This window comes from Candidatus Sororendozoicomonas aggregata, assembly GCF_031528575.1.
In the GTDB taxonomy this organism is placed as follows: domain Bacteria; phylum Pseudomonadota; class Gammaproteobacteria; order Pseudomonadales; family Endozoicomonadaceae; genus Endonucleibacter; species Endonucleibacter aggregata.
Genome location: NZ_JAVLSP010000008.1, coordinates 17821 through 30317, shown reverse-complemented (window position 1 = coordinate 30317; position 12497 = coordinate 17821). Strand labels below are relative to the sequence as shown.

The 12497-nt window shown below is 49.7% G+C and carries 11 protein-coding genes; 6 read left to right on the top strand and 5 right to left on the bottom strand.

What is annotated here, in order from left to right; all coding sequences use genetic code 11:
- Window positions 1-40: 40 nt before the first annotated feature.
- Genes V4C51_RS02815 through V4C51_RS02790 form a run of 6 tightly spaced genes read left to right on the top strand, consistent with a single transcriptional unit; the run spans window position 41 to window position 7001 of the window.
- Window positions 41-1003: an AAA family ATPase gene (locus V4C51_RS02815; protein ID WP_330924606.1), complete on the top strand. Its 963-nt coding sequence runs from the start codon at window positions 41-43 to the stop codon at window positions 1001-1003.
- Window positions 1004-1024: 21 nt separating this feature from the next.
- Window positions 1025-1948: a DUF58 domain-containing protein gene (locus tag V4C51_RS02810; RefSeq protein WP_330924605.1), complete on the top strand. Its 924-nt coding sequence runs from the start codon at window positions 1025-1027 to the stop codon at window positions 1946-1948.
- 2 nt (window positions 1949-1950) lie between these two features.
- On the top strand, window positions 1951-2427 hold the full coding sequence (locus V4C51_RS02805; RefSeq protein WP_330924604.1) for a DUF4381 domain-containing protein: 477 nt from the start codon (window positions 1951-1953) through the stop codon (window positions 2425-2427).
- Window positions 2420-3448 carry a vWA domain-containing protein gene (locus V4C51_RS02800; protein WP_330924603.1) on the top strand — a complete coding sequence of 343 codons (1029 nt, stop codon included), beginning with the start codon at window positions 2420-2422 and terminating at the stop codon, window positions 3446-3448. The genes V4C51_RS02805 and V4C51_RS02800 overlap by 8 nt, the downstream gene beginning before the upstream one ends.
- Window positions 3448-5268: a VWA domain-containing protein gene (locus tag V4C51_RS02795; protein WP_330924602.1), complete on the top strand. Its 1821-nt coding sequence runs from the start codon at window positions 3448-3450 to the stop codon at window positions 5266-5268. The genes V4C51_RS02800 and V4C51_RS02795 overlap by 1 nt, the downstream gene beginning before the upstream one ends.
- A 5-nt stretch (window positions 5269-5273) precedes the next feature.
- Window positions 5274-7001: a BatD family protein gene (locus V4C51_RS02790; protein WP_330924601.1), complete on the top strand. Its 1728-nt coding sequence runs from the start codon at window positions 5274-5276 to the stop codon at window positions 6999-7001.
- Window positions 7002-7067: 66 nt separating this feature from the next.
- On the opposite strand, the gene lpxC is transcribed toward V4C51_RS02790, so the two are convergent.
- The 5 genes from lpxC to V4C51_RS02765 all read right to left on the bottom strand — a co-directional run bounded on the left by lpxC (window position 7068) and on the right by V4C51_RS02765 (window position 12489).
- Entirely contained in the window at window positions 7068-7982 is a 915-nt protein-coding gene (lpxC, locus tag V4C51_RS02785; protein WP_330924600.1) for a UDP-3-O-acyl-N-acetylglucosamine deacetylase, read from the bottom strand.
- A gap of 123 nt (window positions 7983-8105) precedes the next feature.
- The gene (gene ftsZ, locus V4C51_RS02780) at window positions 8106-9314 is read right to left on the bottom strand and encodes a cell division protein FtsZ (protein ID WP_330924599.1); all 1209 of its coding nucleotides are present in this window, start codon (window positions 9312-9314) and stop codon (window positions 8106-8108) included.
- 50 nt (window positions 9315-9364) lie between these two features.
- A complete protein-coding gene (gene ftsA, locus V4C51_RS02775; RefSeq protein ID WP_330924598.1) occupies window positions 9365-10600 on the bottom strand; it encodes a cell division protein FtsA in 1236 nt (411 codons plus the stop codon).
- Between the two features lie 108 nt (window positions 10601-10708).
- Entirely contained in the window at window positions 10709-11317 is a 609-nt protein-coding gene (locus V4C51_RS02770) for a cell division protein FtsQ/DivIB (RefSeq protein ID WP_330924646.1), read from the bottom strand.
- 179 nt (window positions 11318-11496) lie between these two features.
- Complete coding sequence (locus V4C51_RS02765) at window positions 11497-12489, bottom strand: D-alanine--D-alanine ligase (RefSeq protein ID WP_330924597.1); 993 nt, start codon at window positions 12487-12489, stop codon at window positions 11497-11499.
- Between the last annotated feature and the right edge of the window lie 8 nt (window positions 12490-12497).

Genomic DNA, 12497 nt, shown 5'->3' with positions numbered 1-12497 from the left:
TCCGGGCAGGACGCACAACTAAGGCGAATGAATTCCGTTTATGTTAAATAATCAGGCCCTGGGCCAACTCAGAGACTACCTTTCCGCCTGTATTATTGGTCAGGAGCACTTAGTCAACCAGCTATTGGTTGCTCTGCTCGCTGATGGGCACCTGCTGGTTGAAGGTGCCCCCGGACTGGCAAAAACCCGGGCTATCAAAGCCTTGGCTGATGGGTTAGATGCAAATTTTCACCGCATTCAGTTTACCCCGGATCTGCTCCCTGCCGATGTCACTGGCACAGATATCTATATACCGGAAGACAGCAGCTTCCGCTTTCAACCTGGCCCCATTTTCCATAATCTGCTACTTGCCGACGAAATTAACCGAGCGCCGGCAAAAGTTCAATCAGCGCTGCTTGAAGCGATGGCTGAGCGTCAGGTCAGCGTCGGACGCAAAACCTACCCCCTGCCCAGGGTATTTATGGTCATGGCGACCCAAAACCCTATTGAACAGGAGGGGACATACCCGCTCCCAGAGGCCCAGCTGGATCGCTTTCTCATGCATGTCAAAGTGGGTTATCCCAGCGTCAGCGCTGAAAAAGCCATTCTTCAATTGGCAAGGGGAGAGGCCATGAAAACGGCTCAGCCCGGCCCCGGCGAACCCATCACTCAAAGCAGCATTCTGGAAGCACGACAGGCGGTACTGGCCATTCATATGGAACCTGTGGTTGAGGAATATATTGTTCAGTTGATTAATGCGACGCGTGACCCTTCAGCGTACCATAATTCAATGGCCAAGTGGCTCGATTATGGTTCTAGTCCACGAGGCACGATTGCCCTCGACCGCTGTGCCCGAGCCCATGCCTGGCTTGAAGGACGCAACTATGTCAACCCAGATGACGTTCAGGCTGTCGCCCACGACGTTTTACGCCACCGGTTAATTCTCTCTTTTGAGGCAGAATCCGAGGGCAAAGATGCTGACCAGATCATTGACTTATTGCTAAAAATTGTGCCCGTTGCTTGATTCAGGGAGACAAGACAAATAATGGGTGGTACCTACTCTGAGCTAAATGAACTGATCCAACTGCGTTTGAATGCCAGGCATCTTTACCTGTTCCGTCCAAAAGTGGTCAACAGCCCTTTGGCGGGGGGAGGCCAATCCCTTTTCAAAGGGCGTGGCATGGACTTTGAAGAAGTTCGCGCCTATCAGGCAGGGGATGATATACGCACCATTGACTGGCGGGTAACAGCTCGCCGCTCCAAGGCGCACACCAAAATTTTCAAAGAAGAACGGGAACGCCCTGTACTGATTCTGCTGGATCAGAGTTACTCTTTATTTTTTGGCAGCTGCCTTAATTTTAAATCAGTCACCGCTTGTGAAACCGCCGCTTTAATTGCCTGGGCGACCCAGTCACACAAAGACCGGGTTGGTGGTGTCCTTTTTAACAATCAAACACTGACAACACTTCGGCCAACCAGTTCAAAAGCCGCTACTTTGCATCTGCTCAAGCAGGCTGAAAAACTCAATAAGGCTTTAACCATCAAGACCATGCCGAGCACCCCCCCTGGCGGCTATCTGACCAATGCACTGCGGCATGCACGTCGCATCGCACTGCCTGGAACACAGTTATTCGTTATCAGCGATTTTAAGGATATGAGCAATGAATGCCTGCCACAACTTTCCCGGTTGCGACGTCATTGCCATATGATAGCCATCCGGGTATCTGACCCCCTGGAGACAGAACTGCCACCACCTGCCAGCTACATTATTACCAATGGCATGCATCGATACACGTTAGACAGCCGACAGCGCAAACACCGCCGGTCATTTCGGGAATACCAGCAAGCACAGCTCACGCAGCTTCAGCAACAACTTCAGGAGTACCGTATTCCATTACTCCAACTCACCACCAGTAGTGACACAACAGAACAGTTACTGGCTTACTTTTCTCGTCGGCGAAGAAGCTAACCATGGATATACAATCAGCCCTCGAACAGTTACGCCCCAACCATTTACCTGCCCCTGTCAGTATTTGGCCATTAGCCCCGGGTTGGTGGATAGTGGGTGGGCTTTCCCTTGTCATTATTATGCTGGCAATGCGCTTTATTCTCTCCCGTTGGCATAAAAGGCGTTACCGACGACGAGCACTATCAACCCTGCGCAAAGTGGTTAAAGCTTATGAAGCAAACGGTAATAAAAGACAGTTTGCCCACGACTGCAACCGTCTGTTAAAGAAAGTGGCACTGCAGGCTTACCCCCGACAGAACATTGCCAGTCTCAATGGTGATCAGTGGCTGGTCTTTTTATCACAGTCTTCAGAGAACCCCCAATTCTCAGACTCAGCAGCCGCGGCCCTTGGTAGTGACCGTTTTAAACCTGACCATGAACTGAATGTCGATCAACTCCATACACTGACCTTGAGCTGGATTAAAAAACACCATGCTTGAATTAAACTGGCCCTGGCTATTGCTTACCCTCCCGGTGCCATTGCTCATTTACCCGTTGCTGCCTCCTGCAACGCCCCTGAGTGATCGCGCTCTGCGCATCCCTTTCTACAAAGACCTTGTTGACAAAACGACCTCCGGTTCGCTGGAGAGTTCCCGCGACAACAGGCTGTCACTGCTGGCCTTATGGTTAATATGGGCACTGTTGGTTCTGGCAGCCAGCCAACCCCGCTGGATAGGAAGCCCCATAAAAATGGCAGGCTCCGGGCGAGACCTTATGCTGGCTGTTGACCTCTCCGGCAGTATGGAAATTCGTGATATGACAGTGGATGGGCAAGAGGCTGACCGACTTATGGCGATAAAACACGTGCTGTCTGATTTTATTGAGCGCCGAAAAGGGGATCGGATTGGATTGATCCTTTTTGGTTCGCAAGCCTATCTGCAAACCCCGTTAACCTTTGACAGGAAAACCGTACAAACCTTACTGGACGAATCAAGCATTGGTATTGCTGGCCCTAAAACGGCCATTGGAGATGCCCTGGGACTGTCAGTCAAACACTTACGTAAACGCCCACAGGACAGCCGTGTTCTCATATTGTTAACTGACGGCGCTAATACCGCCGGCGAAATCTCACCATTGCAGGCAGCGAGGCTGGCTAAAGAAGAGCATATCAAAATTTACACCATTGGTATGGGGGCGGATGAAATGATTCAGCCCGGCTTGTTTGGCTCCTCCTTTGGTGCCCGAAAAATCAACCCCTCTGCCGACCTTGATGAACAAACGCTGAAAGAAATTGCTAACATCACTGGCGGGCAATACTTTCGTGCGCGCAATACAAAAGCACTGGAAAAAATCTACCAACTTCTGGATCAACTGGAGCCTGTCACCCAGAAAGAAGAAACCTTCAGACCCAGTAAAGCACTCTACCCCTGGCCGCTGGGCACAGCGCTGCTAATCAGCTTTCTGATGGCTCTCAGTCACCTATGGCCCCTGTCAGGGCAGCGATACAGGAGAGTTTCATAATGCTGCTGTGGCAAAACTTTCATTTTCTTCGCCCTTACTGGCTGGCTCTGATCGTCCCTGCCGCCGTGATCGTATGGTTGTTATATAAAACACTGTCACAAAAAAATAACTGGAATCAGGTAATTGCCCCCCACCTGCTGCCCCACCTGCTTGAACCCAATGACCAACCCGGGCGAAAGCCCCCACTCTATGGACTGTTGGCTGCCTGGGTGCTGGCATGTGTTGCCCTGGCCGGCCCTACCTGGGAGAAAATCCCCGTTCCGGTGAGCAAATCCCAGAAGCCCCTGGTCGTTGTGGCTGATATGTCACCAACCATGCTCGCCACCGATACTCAACCCAATCGACTGGCGAGGCTGAAATATAAGCTACTGGATCTGTTCAAAGAGCGAAATGAGGGGGTTACCGCACTGGTGGTATTTTCTGGTTCAGCCCATACCGTTTCCCCTCTGACTGACGACAACCGGACCTTATCAAACCTGGTCAATGCACTTAGCCCTCAGATTATGCCAGTACCAGGACACAATCCCGTTGCGGGTATTGAATCAGCTGTCACACTCCTTCAACAAGGAGCAGGCCATGGCGGGCAGATTTTGCTCATTACCGATCATCTATCTGACACGGATGTCCAACACATTACAGCATTGGTTAACAAGTCAAACAGCATGGTTTCTGTTATTGGGATTGGCAGCCACCAGGGAGCCCCCATTGCCCTTCCTCAGGGCGGATTTCTCAAAGATAAGAACGGCAGCATAGTGATTCCCCAACTTGACAGGACTAACCTGATCCAGCTGGCAAACAACTGCCATGGTTTCTACCATGATTTAACTATTGATAACACCGATTTACGTAAAGTCCTCCCAGAAGTCTCACTGCCTGAGACAATAGTCCTGCTAGAACGACAGTTTGACCAATGGCATGACACTGGCTTTTGGCTGGTTATCGCCCTGCTTCCTCTCGCCCTCGGGGCTTTCCGCCGCGGCTGGTTAACCCTTGCATTGATTGCCATTCTCCTACCCAGGTCAGACCCGACAATGGCACTGGAGTGGGAAGCGTTGTGGCAAAATAATGATCAGCGTGGAGCCCAAGCGCTAAAACAAAATAATCCTGAAAAGGCTGCTGACTTGTTTGACAGACCTCAATGGAAAGCCCAGGCGCTATTTCAAGGGAAAAAATACTCAGAAGCGGCTGCGCTGTTTGGCACCTCTGACAATGCCCGCGCCCTGTATAACAAAGGCAACGCTGAAGCCAAGGCTGGTCAGCTAAAAGAAGCCATTGATACTTACCAGAAAGCCCTGACCCATTTGCGTGAAAAAACACCTGACACTTCTCTGAAAGAGGATATCCAATTCAACAAAACGCTGGTTGAAAAACTATTGGAGGCTCAAAAACATGCCCCAAAAAACCAGCAGAGTCAACAAAACCAGCAAAACCAACAAAACCAACAAAACCAACAGAGCCAAGAGAACCAACAGAACCAGCAAAACCAACAGAACCAGCAGAACCAACAGAACCAACAGAACCAACAGAACCAACAGAATCAACAGAACCAACAGAGTCAGGGCAACCAGCAGCAAAACAAGAAGCTGGATCAGGAAGAAAAGCAACCGGAAGCCAGTGCTTCTGAGCAAGAGCAGCAGCCCCATCAGGCTGAAGGTAAACAGCAGCAATCAGCTACTGTAAAACCAATGCAGTCAGAAGAGCAGCAGGCACTGGAAAGCTGGTTACGGACAATCCCTGATGACCCCGGTGGTTTATTACGCCGCAAATTTCAGCAGCAACAAGAGCAAGAGCAACGCAAGCGCCAGAGGCAGGCATGGTGATAAAGATGATGACGAGAATAGGTAACTCTTTTCATAGGGCAGCGCTGTTTCTACTAATGTTTTCTTCCACAGCCTTTTCATCCTTTGATGCATCTGTCGACCGTTCACACATTGCTTTGCACGAAACACTGGAACTCACCCTGCGCGCTGATACTGACAGTGATGCATCACCGGATCTCAGCATCCTTGAAAAAAGTTTTGATATACTGGGCACACGCCGCAGTCAGCAAATACGCATTATTAACGGACGCTCTGAGTCCTGGAAGGACTGGGTCGTTACCCTGTCCCCCAAAAAAACGGGCACACTGACTATACCGCCAATCCCTTTTGGGAGTGAACACTCCAAACCAATCACTATCAGCGTTCAAAAAAACAGCACTCAAGCAGGAGACATAACGGATATCAGTCCAGTCTTTATGAAAGCGCAACTTAGTCATGAGACGGTCTATACCCAGCAGGAATTAATACTCACTCTTCGTATTTTCCATAGCGTCAGCCTCTATGATGACAGCCGTTTGTCCTCCCTGGATATTAACGATGCTATTGTGAATCAGCTTGGTGATACCCAGCGTTTTGAAACCACTATTGATGGCAAGCGCTATGGTGTGTTTGAGGTCAAGTATGCCATTTACCCACAAAAAGCAGGGACACTCACCATTCCTTCCCTCAGCTTTACCGGCACGATGGCTGACCCTCGAGACCCTTTCCAAGGTGTCTTCTCTATGGGAGGTCAACCTGTAAGAGCTCGCTCCGCTGAAATTCCCGTTAAAGTGCTGTCACCCCCTGCCAGCTACCAAGGCCATGACTGGTTACCTTCCAGGGGACTTACCCTGAACGAAACCTGGAGCCAGCCGCCCGATAGCATCAAAGTTGGCGATGCAGTGACACGGACTATTACCATTGAGGCCAAGGGCTTAACAGCCGCACAGCTTCCCCCGCTAAACATACCGAGCCCAACGGGTGTAAATACCTACTCTGATCAATCATCAACCAGTGATACCCCAACCAACACAGGGATAATTGGTAAACGTGTTTCTGCTGTTGCCATGGTACCCACCAAAGAAGGCGTTATTACTCTGCCAGCAATCAGCATTACCTGGTTTGATACCAACAATCATCAAAGCCGCACTGCCACTATCCCGGAAAAATCCATTGAAGTACTGCCAGGCAATATCAGCTCGCCAGTACGGCCCTCCCCAGCACCCACTGCTTCCCCTTTACCTGAGAAGCCTGATAATTTGCCTGCGCCGGCAGCCACCAAGCAACAACTTTCCCTATGGCAATGGGTTGCACTGGGCTTTTCCGGGTTATGGCTGATAACCATTTGCGCGTTATTCTGGCTTTGGCGGCGTTCAAAACGTTCGTCCTCCACCCTTGTTCAATCATCTGAGGCTCATTCAGTACGACCACAAAGTGCCAGCGAGCAAGGGGCATTCAGGGCCTTTCAGGCAGCCTGCCTTGAAGGTCAAAAACCTCAGCTGATTTTGGAAACCATGAAAAAGTGGTGCCGTCTGTTTGTGAACGACCATTCCCTCAAAACAGCACAGCAATGTGCTGATCGCCTGGATTCCGAACAACTAAGAACGCTTTGCGCGGAGCTTGATGCAGCCATTTATGCGGGGGAAAACAACAGCATAACGGGGCAAGAAATCCTTTCTGTTTGCTCCGTATTACGGAAGAACGTTAAAGTGTCAGAGAAAGAAGACAACCTGTCGGACATTTATCCTGCCTGACAACAAAAAAGGCCGTCATAGCGGCCTTTTTTATTTTTTATTGTACCAGTACCAGGAAGGTACTTACTAAACCGTTACCGCTGCTGGCTTCAAGTAGGAAATAGGTGCAGTTTCAACATCATCAAAGGTCACCACTTCCCAAGCCTTCTCATTAGCCATCAATGTACGAACCAGCTTATTATTCAACTCATGGCCTGACTTGTGACCGATAAACTGACCAATCAAGCTATGACCGAGAAGGTATAAATCACCGATTGCATCCAACATCTTATGCTTTACAAACTCATCGTGATAGCGCAAACCGTCTTCATTGAGTATGCGATAATCATCCACCACAATGGCATTGTCAACACTACCACCTAGCACCAAGTTCTGGGAGCGCAGATATTCCACTTCGCGCATAAAACCAAAGGTACGTGCACGGCTGACTTCCTTCACAAACGAAGTACTTGAAAAGTCAATAGAGGCTGACTGAGAGCGACTCTTAAATACAGGATGGTCAAAATCAATGGAAAAGCTGACCTTAAAGCCATTATAGGGCTTAAAAGTCGCCGCCTTATCACCATCCAAAACAGTTAAAGTCTCTCTAATACGAATAAACTTCTTAGGTGCATCCTGCTCTTGTATACCTGCTGACTGGATCAAAAAGACAAAAGGACCTGCGCTTCCATCCATAATAGGCACTTCATGGGCACTGACTTCCACATAGGCATTATCAATGCCAAGTCCTGCCAGAGCAGACAATAAGTGTTCTACAGTGTCTACCCGCACACCCTGTTTTTCCAGTGAGGTGCAAAGCGTGGTTTCTCCCACATTCAGCGCATGGGCCGGAATCTCTGTCACTCGTTCCAAGTCTGTGCGACAGAAGATAATACCGGTATCTACGGGGGCCGGTTTCAGGGTCAAAAACACCTTTTCACCTGAGTGCAGGCCGACCCCGGTAGCACGAATAATGTTTTTCAGAGTACGTTGTCTGATCATGGTAACGCTATTCCGCGACCTTATAGGCCCCTGTTTTCGAAATTTCAACAACATATTGTAACAAAAACTCCTTCTGAAACAAGGGCACCCAAAATAGCCTTTTGTTACAAACGGTTTTTCTGACTAATCGGCCTGGCGGCGAAGGAATGCAGGAATATCCAGGTAGTCAACACTTTCCGCTTCTGCTGTTGTTGTCACTGCTCGCTTCTTAGCCCCTGTGGCGGCTTTTGCAGATTCCCGGTCACCCACCTCTTTGTTGCGGATTACTGTAGGAATTTCCAGCGTTGGCAAATCAAGTGTTCCATCAGTTTTCTTTGTTCCCACCGCCTCAACAGCAGCACATGCTCCTGCTTCATGCTTCACAGGAGAAGCAGCACCTAAACCAGTAGCCACTACTGTCACCCGCAGCTCGTCGCTCAATTCAGGATCAATAACAGTACCAACGACGGTTGTGGCGTTATCTGACGCAAACTCTCGTACAGTGTCGCCTACTTCGTGGAATTCGCCAACAGATAGATCCAGACCTGCTGTAATATTCACCAATACGCCACGAGCTCCCTGCAAATTAACATCCTCCAGCAAAGGACTGCGAATAGCTTTCTCTGCCGCCTCAATCGCACGGTTATTCCCCGTCGCAGCCCCTGTGCCCATCATCGCCATGCCCATTTCAGACATCACCGTTCTCACATCCGCAAAGTCGACATTAATCAGACCATCGCGCGTAATCAATTCAGAAATACCCTGAACGGCACCAAGCAGTACATCATTCGCCGCACCAAACGCATTCAACAAGCTGACATCACGCCCCAACACGGGCAACAGTTTTTCATTGGGAATAGTAATCAAAGAATCTACACAGTCCTGAAGTTCCTTCAGCCCTTCATCAGCCACTTGCATGCGCCGGCGACCCTCAAAAGAAAAAGGCTTAGTGACCACTGCAACGGTAAGTGCTCCCATATCCCGGGCAATCTGCGCAACAACCGGGGCAGCACCTGTCCCTGTCCCCCCTCCCATGCCAGCTGTGATAAAGACCATATCAGCACCTGAGAGCATTTCAGAAATACGATCCCTGTCTTCCATTGCCGCTTCACGGCCAATATCAGGGTTAGCCCCGGCACCCAGACCTCGCGTAATGGACGCACCTAATTGCAGGTGGGTGTGGGCCTGCAAGTGTTGTTTTTTTAAGGCCTGGGCATCAGTATTTGCGCAAATAAACTCAACACCTTCTAACTGGCTATTGAGCATGTGGCAGACGGCGTTACCACCACCGCCACCAACACCAATCACTTTGATGACCGCTTCCTGCGGAACGTTGTCAACCAATTCAAACATGACTTTCTCCTTATCTCACCTTAACTGTCTATTCTCTTAAAACTGATCATTCAGAAGTTACCCTGGAACCATGTTTTTAGCCGGTTTACCAAACTCCTGCCCTGATTTGTGAAGGCATTTTCCCCGCGCCCTTCCTTTTGGGCTTCACGTCCGTATTGCAATAAACCAACACCGGTGGAATAAATGGGGTTGTTAACAACATCTGTCAGCCCATGGACGTCCTGCGGCAAGCCGAGGCGCACGGGTTTTTGGAAAATGTCTTCAGCCAGCTCAACCACCCCTTCCATTTTTGCAGTTCCCCCGGTTAATACCACACCGGCAGAAATCAAATCTTCAAACCCACTGCGCCTGATTTCAGCATGGATGAGAGTAAACAGTTCACCATACCGGGGTTCAACCACTTCGGCCAGTTCCCGCCTGGATAATTCCTGTGGTGCTCGTCCACCTACGCTGGGCACCTTTACGGTCTCATCCGCACCTGCGAGCTTTGCCTGGGCACAGGCATATTTTATCTTGATATCTTCCGCGTTCTGGGTTGGGGTGCGCAAAGCCATCGCAATATCATTCGTCACCTGATCACCTGCGATAGGTATAACTGCAGTATGCCTGATTGCACCATCAGTGAATATGGCAATATCCGAGGTTCCACCACCAATGTCGACAATGCACACACCCAGCTCTTTTTCATCATCTGATAACACCGAGAAACTCGATGCCAGTTGTTCAAGAATAATATCGTCAACTTCCAACCCGCATCGACGGATACAGTTTTCAATATTCTGGGCAGCATTCACGGCACACGTCACCAAATGCACTTTAGCTTCCAGCCGAACCCCTGACATGCCTAAAGGTTCCTTCACGCCCTCTTGGGTATCAATCACATACTCCTGAGGCAACATGTGCAAAATACGCTGATCCGCGGGTATAGCAACAGCTTGCGCAGCATCAATAACCCGGTCAACATCAGCGGATGTCACCTCGCGCTCACGGATAGCGACAATGCCGTGGGAGTTCAAACTACGTATATGATTGCCAGCAATACCGGCAAAAACTGAATGAATCTGGCAGCCTGCCATCAGTTCAGCTTCTTCAACCGCCCGCTTGATCGCATGGACGGTTGAATCAATATTCACCACGACACCGCGTTTCAGGCCCCGTGAAGCATTTGAACCAATACCTATTATCTCAATATCACCGTCTGGGGTAATTTCACCGACAATCGCAACTACTTTAGACGTGCCGATGTCCAGCCCAACAATCATGCTTCCATTATCCGCCGATGTCATGACACCTATCTTCCTAAACCGCAAAAACTGTCATTACCAAAATACGTTTATAGCCTCTGCCCAAGAAACAGCAAAAATTATGTTACTTCCGCCAGAGGTCCGGCAACGTCAAGAGTTATTCCAGGCCACCGCAGCCCCATTGGAATAACGCAGATCAATACGACCAACTCTCTGCCACTGAGACTCCAGCCTGGCATGATAGAGACGAATAAACCTCTGCAACTTCTCCGCGCGATTATCCTCACCCATATTGACTCTGACGCCGTTTACCTGAAAACTCCATGCACCTGTGCTACTAAGATCCAGCTCGTTGACGACTAAACCCATGGGGCGCAATAACTGACCAATCGCCAAATATTGCTGCATCACGACCTGTGCCTGCTTGTAAGGCCCTTTTAATACCGGAAGAGCCTGAAAATCTTCCAGATTCCGAAGACCGAAAACATCTCCATCCCCGGTAATCAAGCTGTCATCCCCCCAACGAGCAACAGGCTCCTTCTCTTCCAGAAAGACAACCAGTTTGTCTGGCCACTCTTTTCGCAAAGACACTTCTTTCACCCAGGACTGGCTCAACAAAACCTCCCTTACCCGCTGTAAATCCAACTGAAAAAAACGGCTTTTTATCAATGGGTTCAGCATAGACTGCACTCGACTCTTGTGTATATAACGCAAAGTCGAATGGACCTCCACCCGTGTAATCGGCTGGTTTATCCACATCATGAATCGTGGCCAAACCACCCCCCCTCCAATAACGACCGATAGAAACAGCAGTAGCTGTAAAAAACGCGCGATAGGCAACGCGCGTCTCCAGGACTGAGTGCTTGAAAAAGGAGAAGCCCCCTTTTTTTTGAACAATACCTGCTTAATCCTGCCAATTAGCGGGAATCTTGCTTTTATCATAAAGGCTCAGCACACAAGGGATCAGGCTCGGTTACTGAGGATTTTACGGACGAATGCTTATCAGACGTCCGCAGTATAGCGATAATCAGATCTTCAAACGACAATCCAACTGCATTGGCAGCCAAAGGCACAAGACTATGGTCGGTCATACCCGGGATGGTATTAACCTCCAGCAGCCAGAACTGCCCATAAGCGTCCCGCATAAAGTCCACCCGCCCCCAACCACTACAGCCAAGCACTTCAAAGGCTGTCAGAGCCAGCGCTTGCATCTCCTGCTCTTGCGCAGGCGATAAGCCACAGGGCACAGAGAACTTTGTTTCTTCAGAGAGGTATTTGGCTTCATAATCATAAAAGGTGTCTGCTACCTCAATACGGACAGCCGGAAGCTCCTGCCCCCCTAAAATTGCCACCGTATACTCCGGGCCGTCAATCAACTTTTCCACCAATACCGGGCCATGATGGCTGCTAGCCTTTTCCCATGCCAGGTACAGCTCCTCCTCACTCTCGGCACGGGTAACGCCAACGCTCGACCCCTCCCGACTGGGCTTTATAAACGCCGGGAGTAAAGCCGAACAATGCTGCAAATCCTCCTCAGAGTTCACCAGTTGAAAAGCCGGTGTTGGCAATCCAACAGACTGCCATAACAGCTTGCTCCGGTACTTATCCATTGCCAAGGCTGACGACAATACATCACTGCCGGGGTAAACAATTCCCATATGATCCAGTAAGCCCTGGACAGTGCCATCTTCACCACCAGTTCCATGCAGCGCAATAAATGCCCTGTCAGGCTTATAGGCTACCAGTGCCTCAACCAGATTATCCGCGGCATCCATTAACTGGCAATCAATTCCCCTTTTTTGCAAGGCTGCATAAATACGATCACCGGAGGCAAGACTGACTTCCCGTTCAACAGAGCACCCCCCATGAATGACCGCGACCTTGCCAAACGCTTTAACATCATCGGCGATAGAGATTTTACTATTATTCATACTTTGCT